18 protein-coding genes are annotated in these 25,380 nt (G+C 39.5%); 7 read left to right on the top strand and 11 right to left on the bottom strand.

From position 1 onward, the window contains the following. Nucleotides 1-36: 36 nt before the first annotated feature. From QUE86_RS16620 to ahpF, 3 genes are all read left to right on the top strand, one after another. Nucleotides 37-540, top strand: a complete 504-nt coding sequence (locus QUE86_RS16620; protein WP_286260672.1) for a 2,4'-dihydroxyacetophenone dioxygenase family protein — start codon at nt 37-39, stop codon at nt 538-540. A 207-nt stretch (nt 541-747) separates the two neighbouring features. Beyond that, nucleotides 748-1,317, top strand: coding sequence for an alkyl hydroperoxide reductase subunit C (gene ahpC, locus QUE86_RS16615; RefSeq protein ID WP_130052761.1), 570 nt, complete (start codon nt 748-750; stop codon nt 1,315-1,317). A gap of 153 nt (nt 1,318-1,470) precedes the next feature. After that, nucleotides 1,471-3,051 (top strand): alkyl hydroperoxide reductase subunit F, encoded by a 1,581-nt coding sequence (gene ahpF / locus QUE86_RS16610; RefSeq protein WP_286260671.1) that lies wholly within the window; start codon nt 1,471-1,473, stop codon nt 3,049-3,051. A gap of 88 nt (nt 3,052-3,139) precedes the next feature. Here the strand turns inward: ahpF and QUE86_RS16605 are convergent, their stop codons facing one another. The 10 genes from QUE86_RS16605 to QUE86_RS16560 all read right to left on the bottom strand — a co-directional run bounded on the left by QUE86_RS16605 (nt 3,140) and on the right by QUE86_RS16560 (nt 13,514). Then, the gene (locus QUE86_RS16605) at nt 3,140-3,610 is read right to left on the bottom strand and encodes a DM13 domain-containing protein (RefSeq protein ID WP_256853939.1); all 471 of its coding nucleotides are present in this window, start codon (nt 3,608-3,610) and stop codon (nt 3,140-3,142) included. A gap of 2 nt (nt 3,611-3,612) precedes the next feature. Further along, the gene (locus QUE86_RS16600; RefSeq protein WP_130052758.1) at nt 3,613-4,419 is read right to left on the bottom strand and encodes a substrate-binding periplasmic protein; all 807 of its coding nucleotides are present in this window, start codon (nt 4,417-4,419) and stop codon (nt 3,613-3,615) included. A gap of 36 nt (nt 4,420-4,455) precedes the next feature. Further along, nucleotides 4,456-6,081: a methyl-accepting chemotaxis protein gene (locus QUE86_RS16595; protein ID WP_250662246.1), complete on the bottom strand. Its 1,626-nt coding sequence runs from the start codon at nt 6,079-6,081 to the stop codon at nt 4,456-4,458. Nucleotides 6,082-6,276: 195 nt separating this feature from the next. Next, nucleotides 6,277-8,475, bottom strand: a complete 2,199-nt coding sequence (locus tag QUE86_RS16590; protein ID WP_130052756.1) for a carbohydrate-binding family V/XII — start codon at nt 8,473-8,475, stop codon at nt 6,277-6,279. A 99-nt stretch (nt 8,476-8,574) separates the two neighbouring features. Then, nucleotides 8,575-9,411, bottom strand: coding sequence for a patatin-like phospholipase family protein (locus QUE86_RS16585; protein WP_286260670.1), 837 nt, complete (start codon nt 9,409-9,411; stop codon nt 8,575-8,577). A 104-nt stretch (nt 9,412-9,515) separates the two neighbouring features. After that, entirely contained in the window at nt 9,516-9,968 is a 453-nt protein-coding gene (locus QUE86_RS16580) for an NfeD family protein (RefSeq protein ID WP_130052754.1), read from the bottom strand. Between the two features lie 8 nt (nt 9,969-9,976). Beyond that, entirely contained in the window at nt 9,977-10,930 is a 954-nt protein-coding gene (locus tag QUE86_RS16575; RefSeq protein ID WP_256853935.1) for an SPFH domain-containing protein, read from the bottom strand. Nucleotides 10,931-11,062: 132 nt separating this feature from the next. Beyond that, complete coding sequence (locus tag QUE86_RS16570; protein WP_250662243.1) at nt 11,063-11,968, bottom strand: sensor domain-containing diguanylate cyclase; 906 nt, start codon at nt 11,966-11,968, stop codon at nt 11,063-11,065. 467 nt (nt 11,969-12,435) lie between these two features. Further along, nucleotides 12,436-13,185 (bottom strand): class II aldolase/adducin family protein, encoded by a 750-nt coding sequence (locus QUE86_RS16565; protein WP_286260669.1) that lies wholly within the window; start codon nt 13,183-13,185, stop codon nt 12,436-12,438. An 8-nt stretch (nt 13,186-13,193) separates the two neighbouring features. Then, entirely contained in the window at nt 13,194-13,514 is a 321-nt protein-coding gene (locus tag QUE86_RS16560; protein WP_130052750.1) for an Mpo1-like protein, read from the bottom strand. Nucleotides 13,515-13,611: 97 nt separating this feature from the next. On the opposite strand from QUE86_RS16560, the gene QUE86_RS16555 reads away from it, so the two are divergent. The 4 genes from QUE86_RS16555 to QUE86_RS16540 all read left to right on the top strand — a co-directional run bounded on the left by QUE86_RS16555 (nt 13,612) and on the right by QUE86_RS16540 (nt 20,743). Then, complete coding sequence (locus tag QUE86_RS16555; RefSeq protein ID WP_250662240.1) at nt 13,612-14,577, top strand: AraC family transcriptional regulator; 966 nt, start codon at nt 13,612-13,614, stop codon at nt 14,575-14,577. Between the two features lie 228 nt (nt 14,578-14,805). Then, on the top strand, nt 14,806-16,740 hold the full coding sequence (locus QUE86_RS16550; RefSeq protein ID WP_130052748.1) for a methyl-accepting chemotaxis protein: 1,935 nt from the start codon (nt 14,806-14,808) through the stop codon (nt 16,738-16,740). Nucleotides 16,741-16,999: 259 nt separating this feature from the next. Next, nucleotides 17,000-17,893, top strand: a complete 894-nt coding sequence (locus QUE86_RS16545) for a cation diffusion facilitator family transporter (RefSeq protein WP_130052747.1) — start codon at nt 17,000-17,002, stop codon at nt 17,891-17,893. Between the two features lie 63 nt (nt 17,894-17,956). Continuing rightward, nucleotides 17,957-20,743, top strand: a complete 2,787-nt coding sequence (locus tag QUE86_RS16540) for a response regulator (RefSeq protein WP_286260668.1) — start codon at nt 17,957-17,959, stop codon at nt 20,741-20,743. On the opposite strand, the gene QUE86_RS16535 is transcribed toward QUE86_RS16540, so the two are convergent. Then, entirely contained in the window at nt 20,718-25,166 is a 4,449-nt protein-coding gene (locus QUE86_RS16535) for an EAL domain-containing protein (RefSeq protein ID WP_130052745.1), read from the bottom strand. The genes QUE86_RS16540 and QUE86_RS16535 overlap by 26 nt on opposite strands. Between the last annotated feature and the right edge of the window lie 214 nt (nt 25,167-25,380).

Genomic DNA, 25,380 nt, shown 5'->3' with positions numbered 1-25,380 from the left:
AGAAATATTAATAGTAAGTGAAAAGAGGGCACACTCATGGCATTACCAGATATTATTAACCATCAAGATTTTTTACTGACAATACATACCAACGATGAAAAGCTAATTAAAAACGCCTTACCTGGCGTACACATTTACCCATTGATGCTAGATTCTGAGAATGGGGTATGGGTACTACGTGTTTTATTTGAACCAGGCACGGTTTTACCAAGACATTTCCATACTGGAGTCGTGCACTTCTATACGCTTGCAGGGAGTTGGCACTACACAGAATATCCAGATGATTTACAAGTGCCGGGTAGCTATTTGTTTGAGCCAGGCGGTTCGATTCATCAATTTCAAGTTCCAAAAGATAATACTGAAATGACCGATACCTTTATGGTGGTTATGGGCTCTAACATTAACTTTGACCCTGATGGTAACTATATGAATATTATGGATGCCGGTTGGATTGAGCAAGTGATGTTAGCTGCCGCAAAAGAGCAAGGAATTGAGCCTAACTATATTAAACCAAAGAGCTTATACGGCTTTAGTAAGTAATTTTATTCCTTTATGTGAAAGCCCTTTATCATGTAACTGGTTGAGGGCTTTATAGTTTTTATTACTTTTAGCTGTTTAATCTAAAAAACAGATCAATTTAATCTAAACAATCAATTTTATTTTAATCGCTCACACCTCTATTGTATTAATCAAGCAGACGCAAGACTGCGTTAATTAAACATTTTTAAAACATCAATGAGGAATACTATGAGCACTTCATTAATTAACACAAAACTACAACCATTCAATGCAACAGCTTACCACAACGGTGACTTTGTAGAGCTAACAGAAAAAGACGTGCTAGGTAAGTGGTCAATCTTCTTCTTTTACCCAGCAGATTTCACTTTTGTATGTCCTACAGAGCTTGGTGATGTTGCAGATTACTATGAGCAACTTCAAGAAATGGGAGTTGAAGTTTACTCAGTATCAACTGACACTCACTTCACTCACAAAGCATGGCACGATACGTCAGACACAATTAGTAAAATCAAATTTCCAATGATTGGTGACCCTACAGGTCGTATCACACGTAACTTCGGTGTGATGATCGAAGACGAAGGTCTTGCTCTTCGCGGTACATTCGTAATGAACCCTGAAGGCGAAATCAAAGTAATCGAAACTCATGACCTAGGCATCGGCCGTAGCGCGAAAGAGTTAGTACGTAAAGTACAAGCTGCTCAGTACATTGCTAACCACGACGGTGAAGTATGTCCTGCATCATGGCAGCCAGGTGAAGAGACACTTGCTCCTTCACTAGACCTAGTTGGCAAAATCTAATTTGCCATAGCATTAAACGATAGCAAAGCCTCGCTTTGCTATCCAAATGTAACTTTAACTGCCCATCACAACTCACATTAAGCACATTAGCGGGTGGTGGGTAGTTTCCTAAAATTTTTCTAGCTTATTTATTCTGAACTCAAGGGCTAAGCCATGTTAGATACGAATATCAAAAACCAATTAACAAGCCACTTTGCTTCTATTACCAGCCCTGTTGAGCTGCTTATCGCCTTGGATGACAGCAATAAATCAACAGAACTTAAAAACTTAGCAAACGATTTAGCATCGTTAAGCGATAAATTCTCGGTGCGAGATAACCCAAACCAAGACGTACGTCGTCCGTCTATGGTGGTATCTTCACCTATTAACAATACGCAAATCACATTTGCGGGTGTGCCTATGGGCCACGAATTCACCAGCTTGATCCTTGCACTCCTTCATACAGGTGGTCATCCAAGTAAGGCATCAGAGAGTGAAATTGAACAAATTAAATCATTACCTGGGCCGCTTAACTTTGAAGTGTATATTTCATTAAGTTGTCAAACATGTCCACAAGTAGTGCAAGCACTAAACTTAATGGCAGCACACAACGAAAACATTACGGCCACTATGATTGATGGTGCTTTGTTCCAAGACGAAGTGAATGAGCGTAATGTTTTAGCAGTACCGGCTGTATATTTAAATGGTGAGCTATTTAGCCAAGGCGCAGTTAACCTTACCGACATACTAAACAAAGTAGATACTAAAGCAGCAGCACGCCAAGCTGAAGCATTAAGTGCTAAAGAGTTGTTTGATGTACTTGTTGTTGGAGGGGGGCCAGCTGGGGCTTCTGCGGCAATCTATTCGGCACGCAAAGGCTTGAACACGGGCGTGGTTGCAGAGCGTTTTGGTGGTCAGGTTTCAGATACTTTAGCAATTGAAAACTTTATCTCAGTTAAAGCGACCGAAGGCCCTAAATTAGTTGCTCAACTAGAAGAGCACGTAAAAGAATACGATGTTGATGTTATGCAAAACCAACGTGCAGCATCACTTACTAAGCAAGGTAATTATCAAATCACACTAGAAAATGGCGCGGTTTTGAATGCTAAATCAGTGGTATTAGCAACCGGTGCACGTTGGCGTGAAATGAACGTACCAGGTGAGAAAGAGTATCGCGGTCATGGCGTTGCTTACTGTCCTCACTGTGATGGTCCGTTATTTAAAGGTAAAGCCGTTGCGGTTATCGGTGGTGGTAATTCAGGTATTGAAGCTGCAATCGACCTTGCTAACATTGTTGAGCACGTCACCGTGCTTGAATTTGCTGATACCCTACGTGCTGACGAAGTCCTTATTCGTAAAGCAAATAGCTTAAACAACATTACGATTATCAAAAACGCGCAAACGACAGAAGTTGTTGGTGATGGTAAGCGAGTAACAGGCTTAAACTATATTGATCGTATCTCTGGCGATGAAAAATCACTTGAGCTTGCAGGTATCTTTGTGCAAATCGGCTTGGTGCCAAACACTGAATGGTTAAAAGATTCTGGGTTATCACTAACTCGCTTTGGTGAAATCGAAATTGATAGCAAAGGTGCAACATCATTACCGGGTGTTTACGCGGCAGGTGATGCAACAACAACGCCGTTCAAGCAAATCATTATTGCAATGGGCAGTGGTGCAACGGCCAGTTTAGGCGCATTTGATTACTTAATTCGCCACAGCGATGAGACTCAAAGCACTGAGGATGCTGCTTAATTAGCGACTCTTGATTAGGCAGCTCACACCCATAGCTGCCGCTTTAAAGCCGCCCTCTCCAAAGGCGGCTTTGTTTTTATTAATCCAGCTATTGATACTGTGCTGCAGTAATAAACTCCTCAAAACTTTCACACCAAATAACCACTGTATTGTAATCGCTGACATCAATACCTTGTGGCACAACTAATTTAAAACCATTGAATGAACGCACCCCTGCAACACGTTGCATTGTGCCTTTTTGTGCTAAAAAATCGGCTTCGTTATCGACAAAGTTGCGTGATAGGTAAAGTTGATAGTCAGGACCAGGAGATAAAGTGCCTTGCATAGAAATAGCATCATTTGTTAGGTACACCATGCCATCACCATAATGCAAGCGGTCTGAACCTTTAAGATTTGGTTTAAACTCAGCACTAAACTGAGCTCGACCTTGATGCTGCTTCAATATGCCAGCCTCAGGAGCAGGTTGCTCAGTTAAAATTGGTAAACTGTAAACCCCAGCCATAAAACCCGCAGCGAAAATTGCTGATGCCACGATAATGATGAGCAGTGCTTTTAGCATGATTACTCCTTATTATTTAGCGTTATTCTATGACGTTGCTTTAAAGAAAAATGTTTTTCAACATCACCAAAGTATTGCAAATAAAGTTGATCAAGCTCACCAGATTGCTGTAGCTTTTGCATGCCTTGTTCTAACATGTCTCTAATGTGTTGATTTTCTCTACTTAAATAAAAGTAATATTCACTGGGGTATTGCAACATGATGTTTGGTGCAATGACAAAATTGAACTGTTTTAGTCTATTTAGTTCACTGTCAATTGCTAGTACTGAGCGTGGAAAGTAATCACCAAGCCCTGTTTTGAGGGCTTTGATCATACCTGGATAATCAAGCTCTCCATTAACGGTTAAACCATTATTTTTCAGCACGGTATAATCAGACCAGCTCTGTTTTTGCAGGCCAACCAAGGGAGCTAATTCTGCAAGGGTTTTAATGGAGCTAAACTTTTCTTGGTCTTCGTCGCGGATAATCAGTAAACGCTGGCCATGTAAGCCTTTGTAGAGTGGAATAGTTGTTTTTACTAGAGAGTCAGTTTGCTGGAGAGGCAAAGATAACCAAGCTAGGGTAATTGTTTTATTCTGACTCAGCTGCTCTACAATACGTTTATTATTCATTGGCTTAACGTTGTAAAGCAACACAACATTCGCATCCATTGCAGCAAAGCTTTTGTTGAGAATATCGTGGATATATTGGTTTTTTACCGCTTCGATATAGTTTGGTTTTGCAAGCTGAATAACAATTTGCTCATGCGCAAAGCTTTGTAGACTCCACAGAACAAATGTTAATAGTAATATAAATGCTGCCCTGTTCATTAATGTAAGTCCCTGTTTTTTGAGCGCAGCTCTGCATTATACTTTGAAAACATGCACCTGCTGTTGTAATTTCGAAGCCAATGAAGCCAATTCTTGGCTGGCTTGCGCATTTTGTTGCGAGCTTTCGCTAACCAGTGAAATGCTACTACTAAATTCATTAATATTACAACTTAGTTCGTTGGCAACAGTGGTCTGCTCATCTGTTGCAGTGGATACTTGGTTGTTCATATCGGCAATAAGAGCTATTTCTTGAGTAATTTCAGAGAGTAATTGTGATGAGCGCTCGGCGTATTCAACACTTTGTTTAGCACTTTCGTCGGCATTGCCCATGGCGGTCACTGCTTGCTGCGCCATTGCTTGTAGTTTACTGATCATTTCGTTAATACTGGCTGTGGCTTTTTGCGTGTTGTGTGCAAGCTGCCTAACTTCATCAGCCACTACTGCGAAACCGCGACCTGACTCACCTGCACGGGCAGCTTCAATGGCGGCATTTAACGCAAGTAAGTTCGTTTGTTCTGCAATACCCTGGATCATCATCACCACTTGATTGATATCAGTTGATTGTGTGTTTAACTCATTGATTAGTTTTGTATTCGCATTAACGACATGTGATAAGCGGTTTATTGCATCAATATTTTCCTGCACAGATTGCTGACCCTGTTTGGCTGTTTTATCTGTGTGAGTTGCTTTTTCTGATGTTGATAATGCATTGGCAGCAACTTGCTCAATGGCACTACTCATTTGCGTAATGGCAGTAGCAATCATCGTCGATTGATGTTCTTGCTCTGTGGCTGTGCTGGCTACTTGGTCGCTAATTGAGTTCATTTGTTCAGCCGCAGATGAAAGTGTGAGTGTAGCGCTCGTTACATCATTTACTAAAGTATGAATGCGTTCCATCATGGCATTAAAGTGATGTGCTGCTTGGGCTATTTCGTCATTACCATGGGTTTTGGCGCGCAGACGTAAGTCGGCATTCTCAGAGATAGAACCTATCGTTTCACTCAGAGATAACAATGGGTTATGAATAGAGCGGTATATAATAAAGGCAATAGCCAGCAACAAAATAATTAAAACTGTGATAGATGCTGTCATAGCGATACTGACCTGAGCAAAATCTTTATCTGCGGCGTTTTTAAACTTGTTAGCCTCATTGATTTGTAAGTTTATAAGTCCTTGATAACTTTCACTGAGTGGGTCAAAAACATCATAAAGACTTTTTACGAACACCTTGTTAGGTACTGCTTTAAGTTGGTCACTTTTAACTTGGGTTAAAAACGTGCTGAGTTCGCTTTCGACCACACTGAGGTTCTTTTCAACTATATTTACTAGGCGCTGCTCTTCTGTGGTGAGCTTGGTTCCTAAGTAGCTTTTCCATTTGTTGTCAGCGACTTTTTTTGCATTTTCAACGGCGGCTAGAAAGTCAGTTTTTGAAATTTGCTCAGCGCGGTATTTATGAAATAAATCAACAATGCTAACCGCGTAATTGTCCGATACTGTTTTTATCTGCTCAAGAGGTATGACTCTATCGTCATACAAACTGTCGATGCCTTTTATCAAGTTCGACATAATAGACATTGTAAAAATAGATGTGATCACAAAAACTGTAACCGGTAACAAAGCCAATACGGCTAATCGCGTACGAACGGTATAGTTATTTAACATGAGCGTGCAAATTTTTGTAAGGACTTAGTATTAAAATTAATAGATAAATGGTTTTAAGCAAATTTTTGCAATTATTTTGAAGCTTTTTATCTAGGAAGGTATTTCATCTTTTAAATAGTTATGAAGCGTGCTTAACGCTAGTCAAGTTAACAAAGCCAGTATTTACACTGGCCTTGTTTTGTACCTACTTTTACATTAATGGCCTCGGTTAGGCAATTGTCTAGGCATTTGTCTTTGTGTATTGCGGCGCATTTGTTGGCGCTGCATACCTTGCTGACGTGCTCTATTTGCTTGATTTAATTGCTGCATACGATTTTGCTGTCTGTTTTGCGTATGCTGGCGTTGCTGCAATGTTTGCCTCGCTTTACTTTTATCTATGCTTTGTAATTTATTTTGCACTTGTTGGCGGTCAATGTTTTGTGACCGATCTTTGATTTGTTGCTGTTTATCTCTGGGTAATGTTTGCCATTTACCCTCTACACGTTGTTGCCATTTATCAGCATCATGTTTGAGCACGTTACCCTTTTGATCAGCGAAAACATTATTTGCCTTATCGCGTTGGCTAATAGCAGTTTTTAAATCGCGTTTAACCTGCTGTTTTGAGGCAAGACGAGATTTACTTTGATCGCGCTTATAAATATTAAGTCTTGGCTGTTTATTAAGATGCCCCGGTTTATGGCCGACATTAATTTTGTTGCCTATATTGATGTTGCCATTATTAATAATAACTGGGCCACGGTAACCACCACCATACCAGCCATTACAACAATGATAAGGTCGATAATGGGTTGGCCAACCTACATTCCAATTCATACCTAGATTTAAAAAACCATTGCTCCAACTTAAGCCAAAAGACCAGCCTGTCCAGTTGTTATAGCCAATATTAAAGCCCCAAGTCGGTGGGCGAGGGTAGTAGTAGCCACCGCCCCAGTATGGCGGGTAATACCAACCTGTTCCATACACTGGCACGCCATAATATGGGTATGACCACATGTAACCTGGGTAATAACCGACGTAAACTACTTCAGGGGTTGACTCGTAAATATCAACATATGTCACGTTGTATACAGGAGAACTTGGAGGAATTTTTGCTATGTCGTCTTTTGGAATGCTATCAGCAACAAGCCAAGGCCCTTGTGCGGAGTCTGCCTTAAACCACACCGCATTATCGACAGCATAATATTTGCCTTTAATTTGCAGCACTTGTGCATCGGTATTAATGGCATAAGAAACCTGCGTGCCTGGGATCCGTTCAAACTTAGGCTTGCCATCATAATACACAGTCAAACTGGTGTCTTTACGGCTGATAGCCGCTGTTTGAGGCACTTTAGCATCTAATACAGCCTCGTCAGCTTCTTCAGTACCAGCAACCGAAACTCTGAGGCCACCTAAATCTGATTCAGGTGGAATATTGGCAAAGCTCTCTGGTAACTCATCACCACGTACAAATGTCCATGGGCCTGTTTGCTGTTTAGAGCGATACCAGCGCCCAGATAACAATACGTACATATTGTTAGTTTGCATATCACGCAGCCATGGGGTTTCTGTATTAAACACATACATGAGCTCGCCACCGGTTAGGCTTTTCCATTTAGCTTCGCCATCTGTTGCAATGAGCTCGGTAGGTTTAGTTGCCACAACAATGGCTGGTGGCGCAATAAGACTTGATGTTTCCGTATCTTTAGGGAGCATTTTTACAAGTTCAGCCGGTGGCGACTGAGTATATTCATAAGGCCCTTTGGCTTGTTTTGCTTGATACCAAAATTGCCCATCGGTGAGATAACAAAGTTTGCTTTTGCTATCTTTAATCACTGTCATGGCGGTGTTTAAAGCGCGCTCATATTGGCTGTTTTCAATTTTACTAAACTTAGGTTCACCATCAAAACTAAGTAAAACTGACAATTGCTCTTTGAAAATAATCGCCGGAGGATCGGTTTTTAATTGCGTTAAACTTTGTTCTGCTGCTTCTGCACTTTCCAGGCTGGCGGTGAGTTGCGAAAGAGAGGTTTCGAATTGACTGGCTTTTATTGCTTCATTAACGACAGCAGTAAACTGTTGTTCTCCAGCATCTTTTGATTCAGGCCAGCGTACATCGGTGACAGTCATATTGCGAACGGTGACGGTATCATTTTCGCGGTCAGTATCTAATTTAGCGGTAAACCAAAATACGCCAAACACAGCGTCATTGCCTGAAACCGAAAATGACATTGCTGCACGGGCTGTTAAAGTATTACCGTTTAGTTTCTCGGGTTGTGGTTGATAAACTATAAGTGTGCCTTGTGATGTTTGCACTTGTTGCGGCCACTCAATAGCTTGGCTATAAAATGAAAATAAGCAGAAAAAAGAGAGTATTAAAACCCTGAGGGCAGTAATAAAAGGCAGGGGGAGTTTCATGGTCAATCCTTGGCTAACATAACTATTTAAAGTATAGCCAATGACATCGAAAACGCTTGAAGATTGTTCCTTTTTTAGTGTATTAGTTCATATAGGGTATTAGGCAATTTGAGTTAAAAAATGTGCACCCGCATTTAAGCCCATTTCATAACCCGCACTGAGTTTTTCAAATGATTTTGTTGTTCGACCAACAGCAAAGTTAGGTGGGGGTGCAATAATATTAATTTTACAATCGCTTGGCGGGTTGGTAATAAAATCAATACTTTGATTGTAATTTTCTGCGCGTCTGAGGGTTGCTTCAGCTAATGCTGGAGTTCTCTTATAAAGACGCTTTACAAGCCAAGGCGCTTTAGCTGGCTTTTTCTTATAGCCAAGAGGTTGAGATAAAATAACGGTGATTTCTTTATTACCCATCTCGTATGCTTTGCGAATTGGAATAGAATCAGCGACGCCGCCATCAGTGAGTTGTAAATTGTCGATAATGGGAAATTCTCGATAAGCAATAGGGAGAGCACATGAGGCTTTTAATTGCTCTTCAAGATGAGCTGCACTAGCTTTTAAGTACTCTGCTTGTCCAGTTTGTATATTGGTTGTAACAATGTAAAACTCACTGGCTTGCTTTTTGAAGGTGTCGAGATCAAGGCGAATATCACGGATGGTTTCTTGCCACAGCCAGTCTAAATCAAACAGGTGGCCACCTTTAATAAAACGAACAAAATCAATAAATTCAGGTCGGCAAGAGTAATCGGTAATCACCGCATGGTTACGTTTGTATTGGGCGCACAAATAGGCGGCAATGTTTGTGGCTCCGGCAGAAACACCATAGCATTGATTAAAAGGTTGGTAATTAGCCTTAATAAAAGCATCCAGAACGCCAGTGGCAAAAATACCACGCATTGCGCCACCTTCTACAACCAGTGCCTTGTTATTGTTCATTTTCGCAACCTTGCTTGTAACCGTGAGTGCTTCTAACCATAGCAAACACGGTTACAAAACTAAATAGAGTTTCAACTCTAATTAACTGTTTTTACGCATTGCTCTTATACCGCTTCTACCCAAAGTACGCCAACTTGTTTGTCGGTCACTTTTACAGTACTACCCGCAGCAATGGGAGACTGACTTTTTAATTGCCATGTAATACCCGAATACTGATGCGTGGTTAACCCTTTATCATCAACATCAGCGTTCACGATAAAGGTAAGCTCAGCAAAATCGCTATGTATTGGCTTAGTATCGGTTTTATCTTGCATGCGTTTGAGTGGTTTCCAAAGCACTACAGCAAAGCCTAGAGTAAACACTATATTGCTCCAAAGCGCGGTGGTGTAACTCGTATCAAGTAAGCCTATATTCATTAATAAGCCACTGGCAAATAAAGATAAGCCTAAAAACAGTAGTACATAGGTACTCATACCCAGTACAGCAACTTCAACAATTAGCGCGATAACACCTATAATCATCAATGCTTCGGCTAAATGGGTATCTAAAAATGCCATCAGTTCACCTAACTTTTTTGCTTTTTATTCAAAGAGTTAATAATAGACATCCCTTGAGCAACCAGTGAGCTTGCATCAGTACCACTTTCAGGAAGTAATACCACAGATGACTCACGAGCAATCGCTTCTTTAGCAGCAATAGCTTTAGTTGCTAAGTCGAGTTGAATTGCTTTTTGACCTTGCTCTGTATCCGCTGCTTCACCTACTTTACGCAGTGCATCTGCTTGCGCTTCAGCAACAGCGATAATCGCTTTTGCTTCACCTTCGGCGCGTAAAATTTGCTCTGCTTTTTCAGCTTCGGCAGCAAGGACTTGCGCTTGCTTTTTACCTTCTGCCACGTTGATGGCAGATTGACGGTCACCTTCAGACTCTAAAATCTGCGCACGTTTTACACGCTCAGCTTTCATTTGTGCTTCCATGGCTTCCATTACAGAGTTTGGTGGCACAATGTCTTTAATTTCGTAACGTAAAACCTGAATTCCCCAAGGCTCAGAAGCTTGGTTAATCGCGGTAACTATGTTGGTGTTTAACATGTCGCGCTCTTCAAAGGTTTTATCGAGTTCCATTTTACCAAGTTCAGAACGCATCGTCGTTTGCGATAGCTGAGTAACCGCAAACACATAGTCATCAACACCATATGTGGCTTTATACGGGTCAAGCACGCGGAAATACAGCACACCGTCGACGATAAGCGAGATATTATCTTTCGTGATAGCAGACTGAGAAGGCACATCTTGCGCTTGTTCTTTTAAGCTGCGATCAGCGGCAATACGGTCGATAAATGGCACAATAAAGTTTAAGCCCGCTTCTTTGGTTGAATGGTATTTACCGAAACGTTCGATTAACCAGGCACGATTTTGCGGCACAAATTTAACGCTACTTTTTAGTAGCACTAAAACAAAAATTAGAAGAAAGACTTCTACATTTAACAAAAGGTCTAAAATGCTAGAAATGGGATCCATGTACTTTCCTTAATACAGTTAATATTATTTTGCCACTCAGATTACCACCACAAAGCAAAGCAGGCTAATGATTTGTAATCGGTACTGGTTTTAGAGTTGCCTCATTTTGTTGAGTACAAACCTACGGCTCGTTTAATCGGTAAGTGTATGTTTTATCATATACATATGCTGATCAGCTTGCGCCACAATTTCATCGGCTGTTTCTTGTGTGCCTAAAAACATGGTGACGCCAACACTGGCAGAGCCTTTGTAGTTAATATCTTGATGAATAAATTTAATTTCGATAGCGGTTTGTAGTTTATCAGCAACGCGATGGGCGTTGTGTTTGGCTGTTTGCTCATCACGACCTAGGCCTTCAAGTAAGACTATAAATTCGTCGCCACCAATGCGGGCTAAACAGTCTTTCTCGCGCACAGTGGCTTTCATTCTATTGGCAATTTCAACAAGATAAGCGTCGCCTGTATTGTGGCCATATTGGTCGTTTAATTTTTTGAATTTATTGAGGTCAATAAATATTACAGCACCATAACTTTGGTCGCGCTTACTCATTTCTAACGCGAGTGATAAGCGAATATAAAAATAGCGGCGATTTAAAAGTTCAGTTAAGGGATCGGTAGAGGCAGCATAGAGGAGTTGTTGTTCATGGTATTTTCGTTCAGTAATGTCAGTTGCAATGCCTAAAATGCCAATTACTTTGTTTGGCTCTGAGTCACAAAAAATAGGGGTTTTTACTTCCCAAAAAATAAACGTGTGCCCACCTGGAAAAGTCAACTCAACTTCTTCTCGTGTTCGCTCTCCGCTGAGTACTCGTTTATCGATTTTGGCGAGTTTTTTGGCATCTGGGCGAGGGAAAAAGTCGGTATCGGTTTTATATTGTAATTCTTGAGCAGAACATGCAAATAAGTCTAGAGTCAGTTTATTTGCATAAACGTAATGTCCGAGTTCATTTTTTATATAAACGTATGCGGGTACGTTATCGAGTGCAAACTTTAACTCAGCAATATGCACAGGTAATTTAGTTGTATTAAATTCGGCCATAATATGTCCCTATATAACAAGCCATAAATTGATAGTGGACGAAAAAATCTTAATAAACAAGACTAACCACAAAGATAAAATTACAACTAATGATTTAGGTATGATTTTGAAAAGTAATTAAAAAAATAATAATGAAGATGGTTGATGAACTTTGTTATTAAGTTTGGTTAGCTATTTTTAAGTATCATTATTTTTTAAACTATTGTAGTGGTCACTTTTGGCTTTTTTACAGATGTTAGTAAGGCTGTTTTTGTATGCTGAGCGCTAAATAAATTACAAACATTGATAAATCGCTCCGGGAATTGCCATGGCAGCATTATTGATTATTGTGCTAGCAATTAAAGTAGCGAGAGTGTCATTATGTAAACCAGCCTCCACTTAAAAGTTCATTTTTTTTTGTCATATAAGCATGATTTTGGCAAAAGCAGCCCTATTATAGCCATGCTATTAATGTGTAGGGTGTTTCCTTACTCATCGTAACCGGGGCTTTTGCTATTTAATAAGCGTAACAAGGCAGGCCAAGCAATTGCTCCACCCAGTCCCTTAGTGGCAATTTCTGTTTGCCCTTTGATACCATCAATAATCGCGCTAGGTACTTGTACGAGTTGCTCGGTATTTTGTGAAGTACGAGTTTGTACAGCGCATGCAGCTTCAAAAACATACATAAACAAAAATGCATCAGCGACCGTTTTACCTACTGTTAATAGGCCATGATTACGTAGCATTAGAAAGTTATTCGTGCCTAGGTCATTCACTAAACGGTCTTGCTCAGCAGGGTTAAGGGCTATGCCTTCGTAGTCGTGATAACCCAAACCTGAGTGCACAACAACAGCTTGCTGAGAGATAGGCAATAAGCCGTCTTTGTTTGCAGACACCGCCGTGCCATTGAGTGAGTGGGTGTGAATAACGCAATGGGCATCATCACGCGCCATATGAATACAGCTATGGATATTAAACCCCGCAGGATTAACAGGGTATTCACTGTCATGCAGCTTATTACATTGCTGATCTACCTTGATGAGACTTGATGCAGTAATTTCGTGAAACATCATGCCATATGGATTTATCAAAAATTCGTTGTCTGTGCCGGGAACACGCATTGAAATATGGGTAAAAATTAAATCATCCCAGCCACATAAAGCAACTAGGCGATACGCGGCAGCTAGCTCAACACGAGCTTTCCATTCTTGCTCTGATACAGTGTGTTTTATAGTCATGGTTTTTTCTAAAATGGTACTTTGCGAACAATAATGTCTTTAAACATTACCCAATCACCAATAAAGCTATAAAAAGGGTGGGTAAACGTTGCTGGACGATTTTTCTCAAAGAAGAAATGACCAACCCAAGCAAAGCCATAGCCCACCACCGGGCATAAAATTATCCAGCTATATTGCTGCTGATAAATAGCGGCAAACAAAATTGCCAAAACAAACCAACTGCCAATGAAATGTAAGCGCCGACAGACTTTATTTTTGTGTTCTTGTAAGTAATAAGGGTAAAACTCTTTAAAACTCGCGAACTCGCGTTTACTTGCTACAGTGCCCATATTGCTGTCTCCGTTGATAATAACATGTTAACAATAGGCTTTTATTATTTTGTTTACTTGATAATATAGGTCATTAAATTGTTTATTTGGGACGCGAATGAGAACCTTATCAAGTTGGTGGCTACGCGCTATGGCTGAATCGTTTAAATGGCAGGGCTTACCAATCAATGAGTTGTTTGCAGGAGCAAATATTCCTTTAGCAGAATTAAGCAGTCAAACAGCCCGATACCCACAAGCCAGTGTTAGTTCGCTTTGGAAGCAGGCGCAAGCGATGTTACCAAACACTCATTTAGGTCTTTATGTTGGCAGTAACATGAATGTGCGCGCTATTCCGGTGGTTGGTATGGCTATTGTTCAAGCAACACAGTTACTGAGTGCTTTTCGGCTTATATTGCGTTATCAAAAATTAATGGGCGACACACATAATGTGTCACTCATTGATCATGGAAGTGAGTATGAACTTCGCTTTAACTTTAGTGATGGTGAGCGCGATATGTCGCTGCTAAGCTACGAAGCACCGATGGCGTTTTGTTTAAAAATAGCGCGTACTGTAAAGGGAAAAGAGTGGCACCCAACGCGAATTTGCCTAAAGCGTAAAGAGCCACACAGTGAAATTAATGAGCACTTTAACTGCAAAGTTGAATACGGCTCGCATACCCATAGCCTATTTTTTAGTGAAGAAACCGATAGTAAACCTGTGTTATCAGGTCAGATGAAACTGGTGACGCAAACCAATGTAACGCAGGTGCTGAGAATTTTAATCGAAGAGCATTTAATTCAAGGGCAAACCAACAGTAAAGCAATGGCAAAAGCACTTAATATGAGTGAAAAAACGTTGCAACGCCGACTTGCAAAAGAGGGCACAAGTTTTAGTAAAGAACTAGCAAGTTTAAGGCAGCAAAAAAGTGTTTCATTATTAAACGAAACTGATCTGTCAGTAACAGAAATTGCCTTTTTATGTGGCTATTCAGAGATTAGTGCATTTCATCATGCCTTTAATCGCTGGTATGGTATGTCGCCAAAAGTGTACAAGCAAAAAATGGCAATAATAGCTGAATCATAGTTAGTGCTACTTTGATCTAGTTGATGCCTGTCAGGTATTACTTTAATTATTAAATCGGTACAAATTGGTGTTTGTTCCGATAATATTTGAGTTTGATAACTATTTACCAAAAAACAATAATAAAAGCTTAACTAGCAATTGCTTAACACGAATTTGTTAACTAAAATTTCAAATAGGACGCAAGGATGATCTGAAACTAAAACCCCCCATTAAGTATGAGGCTGCTGAATGCGAAACTTATCGCTGCGTACTATTTTTATTAGTTTTGTGTTAATTGCATTGTTTGTTGTCACTGTGGTTAGCGCTTTAATCAATACCAGCCAATTTTCTCGGCTTTATTACCAACAAACAGAAAAGCAATTATTGCCTGACGCTGTGGGTAAAGTGGCTGCGGAAGTTGATGCTCAAATGCGTTACCCCATCTCTGTGTCACAGTCGTTAGCCGAAAATCAAATTTTGCATACTTGGATGACCGAAGGCGAAAAAAGCTCGCCTATTCATCAACGTGTAATGGCGTATTTTGCAGACTTACAAAGAAAAAGCGGTGCCTCATCGGTGTTTTGGGTGAGTAAAAACTCAATGAGTTATTACACGCAAGAAGGCTTTTTTAAGTCTATCTCTAAAAATGAACCAAGAGACAGTTGGTTTTTTGACTTTATCAGTTCAGATAAACGCCAAGCGCTCGCATTAGATGTTAGTGAGCAGGGCGGACACCTCACTTTATACGTGAATACTTTAGTTGAAATAGCTGGGCAACGCCTAGGTGTTGCAGGGCTTGGTTATGATATTTCAGATATTTCTAGCATTGTCACGTCGCGTAAAATTGGCGAGCAAGGTTATTTATTTTTAATTGATGATAGCAAGCGAATTATTGCACACGCAAATGATGCTTATATTGGTAAACAAGTTACCAGTGTGGCTTCATTAAGCACATTACAAGATTTTCTGAGTAGTAAACACACTGGCTTTACACTATCGCAAGTCGAGCTCGCAGACGAAGATGTTTACGCTGGTGTTATGCCGATTGAAGGTACTGGTCTTACTCTTGTGGCGATTCAGCCACGCCAAGAGATATCAAGTGCAATTAATACTGTCGTTTGGATGTCGATTATTGTGAGTGTCGTGCTTGCAGGCATCTTCTTAGTGCTGACGCTTTATTTTGCGAATTGGCTCAGTAAGAAAATACGCAGTGTTGGTGACGAGCTACTTGGTATGGCGGGCCACGGTGGTGACTTAACAAAACGCTTAGATGACAGTGTTGATAATGAGTTAGGGCATCTTGCTAAGGGCTTTAATGCAATTATAGGTAAAGTAGCCGAGTTGGTAGATGAAATCAGTGTCACTGAGCAAGCAATGCGAGAGGGTATTGACGACCTTGCGAACTTTGCCAATAAAACGTTTGTTGCCACTGAAGATCAACGCGCGCAAACAGACCAAGTTGCAACTGCTATTACACAGATGGGACAAACAATTAATGAGGTGTCTGATATTGCTCATCGCACAGCAAGCGACACAGAAGAAGCGGTAAGAGAAACCGTACAAACCAATCAGAGTATGGCTGCCACAGCACAAACTATGAATGAACTAAATGATATTTTGAGTACGGTTGATCAAAGTATCGGTGAATTTGCAAATCAAGCTGCAGAGATCAACTCGGTTGTTGAAGTGATCAATGCGATTTCTGAGCAAACTAATTTATTGGCACTCAATGCTGCAATTGAAGCTGCTCGTGCTGGCGAGCAAGGCCGTGGTTTTGCGGTGGTAGCAGATGAAGTGCGCTCACTTGCGCAGCGCACGCAAACATCAACTTCTGAAATTAGAGAGCAAATTTCGCGCTTACAAAGCTCGTCATTGCAATCACAAGAAGCGATTGCCGAAGGTACGCAAAGTAGCCAAAAAGTCACTGAACTTACGCATGTTGCGGTGTCTGCACTTCAGTCTATACAGCAGAAGTTTGAAATTATCAGTCAAGGTAATCATCAGGTTGCTGCAGCCACAGAAGAGCAAGGTACGGTTGTTGAACATATTAATCAGTCAGCACATGATATTTCAGACAGTGCCATGCAAATCCATAATAATGCAGAACAGCAACAACGCGGTACGCAAAGTTTATTGTCCCGTGCCCAGCACCTTAAAGACTTAGTAAGTCAGTTTAAAGTTTAATTGACTGCTCTTTAAATCAGCCTCGATTAAAAGACGTTAACAACATGTGTTGTTAACGTCTTAATGTTTTTTAGCTTACAAGTGAGTTTTTAGTTTACTTGTTAACTGCTAATTCCTTTCTTTTTACTAACAAATTGCGCAAAAAACTTTCATAGAGAGACTATTAACTAAGTTTTTAGTGCGTTTAAGAGCGCTGCGTATTACAATTGAGACTTTATATCATTACCGCATTTCCAGCTAATAGGTATTTCACTTCTTCATGACAGATATTACAACACACCAAGCATCTAGACGCCGCTTGTTGATTGCTTTAGCTATAACGTGTTCGTTTATGGTTATACAGATTATTGGCGCCTATTATTCAAATTCGCTTGCTGTACTTGCTGATGCTGGGCATTTGTTTGTTCATAACAGTTCTTTATTTATTGCACTTATCGCTTCAAGCATGGCGATTTATTTTGCGAAAAACTTTAACGATGGCTACCAGCGGGCTGAACTTACCGGCGGTTTGATCAATGGTATTTTATATTTAAGTATTAGCTTAATTATTTTGTATGAGGGTGGTGAACGTTACCTTCATCATAACGATGGTCACGATTTACAAATTAATAGTTATTTGATGTCGGTAATTTCTGCTATCGGCTTTCTTTTTCATGGTGCTGCTGCATGGGTTTTATATAAGGGACGTAAAGCTAGTATCAATGTATATGCCGTCTTTTTACACTCATTTTTTGATTTAATTTCAACTGTTTCAACCTTCTTTGCTGGTATTTTAATTTATCTTACTGGGTGGGCTGAAGTCGATATTATATCGAGTATGTTGATTGCGACCTTTGTGTTGTTTACAGGGGCTAAAGTAATTATTCGTTGCATTCAAGGTTTACTTGAAAACAGAAGTAAATTACCAGATGTGGCTGATATTGAGCAAAGCATAGCCTCTATTGAGCACGTTCAGAATGTACACAATGTAACTGTAATGCGCCAAGATAAAGACATCGTTGTTGGGGCTCATGTCGTGCTAAAACAGCATTGTACCGTTGAAAAGCACGATGAAGCGTGTCGCTTAAAAGTAGAAAAGCTATTACTTTCACGCTTTAAAATCAAAAAAAGTGTTCTGCAAATAGAAAGTCATGAGTGCCATTATGTTAATTAAAGTGGCAAAAAGTTTAATTTTCTTTTAATTTAAAGGTATCACTATGAAGTTAGGATACCTTTTTTGCTTCAAAATAAGTCTTCATATTTTAACTTTTTAGCTGCACTACTGCTTGGTTGTATTGCTGGAGTTGTTAATTTACTGCCAATTTGGTTTCTAGATAGCTCAGAATTTATTCTTGGCCAGTTTTTTGTGATCTTAAGCTTACTGCTGCTTGGGTGGCGGTTTGCAATAATCACTTTCATTTTAAGTACAGGGTTTATTTTTTACCGTTGGGGGCATGCGTGGCCTTCCATTGTATTTGCCTTAGAACTGATATGTTTGCAGTGGTTTTGCTTATCAAAATCGCGCCCAGTTTTTTTAAGGGGCATGCTGTTTTGGTTTGTGATTGGTCTGCCGCTACTTTGGAGCTTTGGGCATTTCTTTTTAGGTTTACCAATCCTAACTATTGCCATTGCGCTTGCTAAATACTGTTTAAATGCGGCTATCTACTTATCTGTTATTGATTTATTGAGCTTCTTTTTTAGCCGCTATTCATGGCACAAACACTATTCGTCTTTATACAAAATTCTTAACTATGTTGTGACCTTATTGGTAGTGTTGGTGGTTATTTTAACCTCAATAGTACTAACCAATAACCATTATTCACGTATTGAGTACGAGATAAATGAGCAGTTAAAAGAGAAAGCGAAGGAAATTGCACGGATGATTGATGCTCACCTCGATCATCATAAAAAAGGCTTGGTATTAACGGCTCGAAGTATTGCCAATGGTGTTCCTCGGCAGATTGCGCTTGAAAATATGGCTAACTTGTATCCTGACTTTCGAACGCAGATCATTGCTGATGCACTGGCCAATGTTACTCATTTTTACCCACAATCGTTAGCGATTAGTTTGCAGCAATCAAACATACGCCCCAATGTGGCTGATCGTGACTATTTTATAAATGCACCGAATAATAAACTTGGTTATATCTCAACAATTTTTAAAGGCCGTGGCTTTGGCTCTTTACCGATTGTTGCAGTATCAGCTCCGATTTATATTGAAGACACCTTTACAGGGGTTGTTGAAGGCTCACTGATGTTTGATTATTTTGCAGGCCTCAGACCAAGCCTATTTAGTTACCAGGGGGAGCTATTGATTTTAGATCCCACCAATAAAGTAGTATTTAGCACCCTGGATGATTTTAGAGAGTTACAACAATTAACTGACGATGAGATAGACTCGTTTGCTGATGAAGCGCGTTTTAAAATGTTTGATGCGGAAGATGAGCAACAGTATTACGCTAGGGAAGCTCGCTCTACTGAACATAATTGGATTGTGATGACCATGCTTAATCGCAAACACGCAAACAATGTTGCTGTGAGTGCATGGGGTCAGTCTTTAGTAATGGTTTTGTTCATTATTTTATTAACTAGTGTGTTTATCACTCAGTTAAGCCGCTGGTTAATTGCTCCAATTGAAAAGCTGGCTGAACAAATCGATAAATTTGAACCTGAACGTGCAATCACTGATACTGACTTACCAGAAACCTGGCTCGAGGTAAGTCGTTTGCAGTCTCAGTTTTCGAGTTTAGCAAACAAGCTTGTGCTTAATTTTAATCGCTTACATCAAGCGAACCATGAAAACGAATTATTAAATAATAAATTGACAGATTTTAATTCTCAGCTCGAGCAGCAGGTTAATGATAAAACAAACGAATTAGTCGAAGCTGTGCGTTTAGCGAATCAGGCTAACCGCACTAAATCTCAGTTTTTAGCAAATATGAGTCACGAAATTCGTACTCCACTAAATGGTATTTTGGGGATGACTCAACTATTGTTAGAAAATCCTAATCTGCCAGAAAGTGAGCGCGATGAGCTGGCAATGATACACCAAAGTGCAAATAACTTACTGTTGATTTTAAACGATATTTTAGATTTCTCTAAAATTGAAGCTGGTGCACTTAAACTTGAAAATCGCGCTGTTGAGGTTAAATCGTTACTTGCTCAGTTAGCTAAAATCTTTAGCACTACCAGCGTTAAGCCAGGGGTTCAATTTAACCTTAGTATTGCGGATGATATCCCTGATTATATCCGTTTAGATCCACTCAGATTTAGCCAAGTCGTCAACAATATCTTGAGTAACGCTGGCAAATTTACTGAGTTAGGTGAAATAAACATGCACTGCCAAATGGCAAATAATGCACTAGAAATAAAAATTCGCGATACAGGTATAGGTATTTCAGCGGATCAGCAAGTAAAATTATTTACTGAATTTACCCAAGCCGATATATCCACCACCCGTAAATATGGAGGTACTGGGTTAGGACTAACCATTAGTAAGCGCATTATTGAGCTTATGGATGGAGAACTCTCTTTAGTGAGTCATGAAGGTGAGGGAAGTGAATTCACTATTGTCGTGCCTGTGACTGAAAGTGGTGCAGAGGAAAAGGCAGAGCAAAGTATAGACAAGCCAATTCTAAGTGGCATTAACGTATTAATTGTTGAAGATAACCCTGTAAATCAAATTGTGCTGGAAAAGATGATGCAGGACACCCAGTGTACTATTAAAAAGGCCAATGATGGTTTAGAGGCGCTTAAAGAGCTTAAAAGCTTTACAGCAGACATTATTTTGATGGACTGCCAAATGCCGCACATGGATGGCTATCAATGTACACACGAAATCAAACAAAACCCTGCGCTTTATGGCGAAGCAATCATTATCGCTATTACGGCGAACGCCTTTGAAGATGATCAGAAACGTTGCCTTATGGCGGGCATGGATGACTTTATCTCTAAACCAATTAACAAAGATGAGCTATACCGATGCCTAAATAAATGGCTTAAAGCGCGTTTAGTCGATCAATAACTGCCTGAATCGTGCTTTCTGCTATTAGGTCATCGGCCAACATGGGTTTGGCAAAATAATAACCTTGTAAATCTTCGCAGCCCATTTCGGTTAAGAAGCTGATTTGCTCACTGGTCTCAACCCCTTCAGCTATACAATATAAACCTAAATTTGATGACAGCGCATGAATGGTTTTAATAATTGATTCATTACTCTTATCTTGGCCGATATTGCGCACAAAGCTTTGATCAATTTTGATCACATCAATCGGGAATTGGCTAAGGTATGTTAGTGACGAGTAACCTGTACCAAAGTCATCAAGTAAAAGTTTGAAACCAGCATTTTTAAGTTTTTGTAGTTGCTTTGATGCTTTCTCTTTATCTTCTAAAAGCGTGTTTTCTGTAATTTCAAGGCGCAGCTGAACAGGTTTAACCATATGATTATTTAAAATCAGTAGTAAGCGCTCAGTTAAGTTCGATTTTAAAATATGCGTTGGCGACAGGTTTAATGACAAATAAAACTGTGGATTAGCACGAAGCATTGGTAGCAGCTCTGTTAGTGCTCTATCAAGTGCTTGCTCAGTCAGCGCATCAATTAAGCCAATCTCCTCGGCAATAGGGATAAACTCTGCTGGTGATACAAAACCTTGTTCGTTCTTCCAGCGCATTAAAAGCTCTACGCCGTTTATTTTTTTAGTTTTGGCATTAACGATAGGTTGATAATTATTAAATAACTCATCATCTTTAAAGGCATCTTTTAAGGCATTTTCAAGTAATAGCTTTTTGGTTAGCTGGTTATTCATTTGCTCCGTGAAATATTTAAAATTGTTCCGGCCAGATTGCTTTGCGTGCATCATGGCTATATCAGAATTTTTAATTAAATCATCTGCAGTTTTTGCATCAAATGGGTAAAGAGCCACACCAACACTTGCAGAAATATTAATTGAAAAATCGTCGATAATGACTTTGCTTGCTAGCTCGTCAGTTAACTTTTTAACCAGCTCACTGAGAGTTTGTGGCGAATGTAAGTCTTTAATAAGGACTAAGAATTCATCACCACTTTGGCGGCCTATAACCGCGTTTTCGGGTAAGATCAGGCTTACTCTTTGTGTTATATCACACAGTAATTGGTCGCCTACAGCATGACCGAATGAGTCATTAACCGGTTTGAATTTATCTAAATCTATAAACAGCAATGCTGCGAGTTTATTGTGCTTTTTAGCATTACTTATGCATTGACTAATTTTTGAATGCATCAGAGTTCGATTTGGCAGCCCTGTGAGTGGGTCATAATTCGCTAAATAGCGTAAATCGTCTTCAGCGCGTTTTTGCTCTGTTAAGTCAGAAATAACAATCACATAATAGCTAATTGTGTGGTTTTCTTTGGCCACGGCAGTAACACTTATATGAACGGGATGTGCTGGGCTTTTTAGAGTGCGAATAACAGCTTCTGTTTTCCAGTTCTGTTTTGGTTTAAGTGTTTTTAATACATTGATATATTCAATATATTTGCTTCGACCAATTGCAGCAATAAAGTCGCTGCTAGTTAGCTCTGCAATATTGTTTGGCGTAGCGAATGCTTCACCAAAGCTGGCATTAGCAGAAAATGGTTTAAGTTGATTGTCTAAAATTAATAACCAGTCATTTATTTGTCCGAACGCTTCTCCGAGCACACTCGCCTGCTGTGCATTAGCGCGCTGTTCAGTAATATTGGTATAGATACCGGTAATTTTTAGAGGACGATTAGTTTCATCAGTTGCAACAATGCGGCCAATATCTTCGTACCAAAGCCAACCCCCATTTTTATGTTTTAACCGGTAAGTAATGTTCCATTGTTCATTATTAGTTTGTTTACAAAAGATTTGCCACTGGTTAGTAACATAATTGTGATCATGTGGGTGAACTAAGTTTATAAATTCTTTAAGGTTTATACCATCTTTGTACTCATCATAACCAAGTTCAGCAGAAAAACGTGTCGTTCTTAAAAATTGTTCTGCAAGGTTTATTTCCCAAACACCACTTTTGGTGCTACTCAAGGCAAGTTCAGTTTGCTGCTGTGATTTTACTACTTCTGCGTGAGCGCGTCCTATCATTTGTTGACGAGCACGATATTGCCAAAAGATGAAAAATAAAATAACTAAGACGATAATAACATAGCTTGTAACGGCAATAGGAGATGACCAAGGTGCATGTGCAACATTAAACCTTAGTTGTCTAGTTGAAGATATTGCATCGTTTAATTCTGTTGACGATGTTACCGATAAAACATAATCACCTGGTGGCAATTTAGTAAAGAAAACTTCGTTGGTCGTTAGCTTGTTGTATTCAAGTGACGTTGGTCCATCAAGGGTCACTTTATACGATGTTTTATCTTTATTAATAGTATCAAAATTAGAAAAGGTAACAGCCAAGCCCATATCTTCAGAAGTGATCTGAAGAGGCGTGTTTATATATTTGTAGGGGTGGTAGTTGAGCTCACGCGATAGTAACGACACATTGGTGATTTCGGTATTTATATTGCCAGCCTCAACAGGGGATGATAAAAAGTCCTCCGGTGAAAGTAAAAGTACGCCACGTGTTGTGCCAAATGCAAGTTGTCCATTATGTAATGTAGTGTCGGAATCAATGTTAAATTCATTTACGGTTAAACCATCACGAATAAAATAACTGTCAAGTTCTAAAGAGCTTAAATCAAGTCGGTAAAGGCCATTTTGTGTACCCAGCCATAAAAAGCCAAAACGATCTATTTGCAATCCAAAAACAGATTTAGCTTTCAACCCTGATTGCATATTAATGCGATGTTTAACCTCATAAGTTTTAGCATCAATGCCGATAAGCCCTTCATCTGATGAACCAAGCCAAAGAGTGTTATTATAATCTATCACCCAGTCATCAATAGTATAGAACGCTAATGGGTTATAGTTTTCTGTTTGGTATATAAGTGTCAACTTTTCAGTCTGCTCATTGTAGCGATACAACTTGCCCGACATACTGAGTACATACTCGTCGGGGTAATCGGGAAGTGGCTTTAAAAAACCATGAGCATTAACTATGTCGACTTGTTCTTTTAATCCTTTAATTGTGACAAGTTCACCTGTTTTTCCGTTATATTTATAAAAGTTTTGTTCATCCAAAAATGCAAATTGATCATTGCCCATTGCACTAAAGCCCCAGTTAGGGCCGTATTCTATAAGGTGTATGGTTTCTGCATTGCCTTTTAAGGGCGCTAATTTGCCAGTTTGTTTATCAAAAAGTACAAGGCCAATATATTTCATTAGCCATAAATAGCGGTCACTATCGTCAATATTTGCTTCAGCAATACCATAAATACCGTGTTGGCCGTGAAATGCTTTCTCATCGTTGCTCACTAAGAATGGTGTAATCTTTTTAGTTGGCTGGTTGTACTTCATTAGGCCATTATCAGTGCCAATCCAAATCGTATTTTTTTGATCTTGTAATACCGTCCAGATATTATTATTGAAGCTAACTTGGTTGTTTTTTAATTCAATATGCTTGAAACGCCTTGCCAGTGTTGACCATGTAAATACCCCTTGAGAGCGCGATGCAAGCCAAAGCAGCCCAGTTTTATCAACCATCACATCTTGGATTGTATTGTCAGTCATTAAGTACTTACTCTGTTCAAAGTTTAAGATGAACTCAATAGACATAGTTTCGCGATTAAATTCGAACAAGCCTTTTTCAGTGACGATATACTCACCGAACGAGCTAACAGAATAGTCCCAAATATTTAAGTTAGGGATTAATAGTTTTACCTTATCAAACGTCAAACGATTGGCCTTTAGTGGGATATTGAACATTCCCTCTACTGTGCCTACAAGTAAGCCGAGCTCAGTATCGACCTTTAAAAATTTAACGTTTTTATTATCTTCTGTGGTATGTGTTTTATCTGTCAGTGGAATATGCGAGATATGTTCATCAGCAAGATTTTTTGAAAAAAGCCCATCCGAAGTGCCTATATATAAAAAGTTGTCGTGTAAGGTGAGAGCTCGCACGATATGCTCTTCCTTATTGATTGAAAATTCATGCAAAAACTTTTTAGATAGTTTGTTGTATGAATAAACATGCTGAGCAATTGCGAAGTAAAAAAAGTTGTCATCTTCAGTAACAGCTAAAATGGGCGAGAAGAAAACATCTTCTGGATCGAGTTTGCCAGAGTAAATTTTTTCAACTTTCAGGGTTTTAGGATCAATAAAAAAAGCACCTGAGAATTCGGTACTGACAAAAATGTTTCCGTCTTCAGTTTTGTGCATTGCGGTAATTTGCCGCTGATCAAGAATGAACTCTCCAGCAAAAGGCGATACCTGATAACCATCGTATCGATTTAACCCTTGGTAGGTGCCTATCCAAATGAAGCCTAAATCATCTTGTATAATTTTAGTTACACTGCCTTGTGTAAGGCCTTCATCAGTCGAAATTCGCTGCATTTGCAAAGCGTAATTTTGCGCAAACACAGTTGAAGTTAGCGTGAAGAAAAGCAGACTGAGAATCAAAAGAAAAAGTTTAGGCACTGACTGATTAACCCTAAATTATTATTTACGCATAATTTTTAACAAAATATAGCACAATTATGACCGTAAATAACGGTTCTGAAAAGTTAAATTAGTAATAAGGTCTACTTGGTATTGAAATTAAAACCTA

Origin of the sequence: Pseudoalteromonas apostichopi (assembly GCF_030297135.1) — a bacterium.
GTDB lineage: Bacteria > Pseudomonadota > Gammaproteobacteria > Enterobacterales > Alteromonadaceae > Pseudoalteromonas > Pseudoalteromonas apostichopi.
The sequence above is the reverse complement of the archived record's forward strand: the minus strand, read 5'-3'. Positions and strand labels throughout refer to the sequence as shown.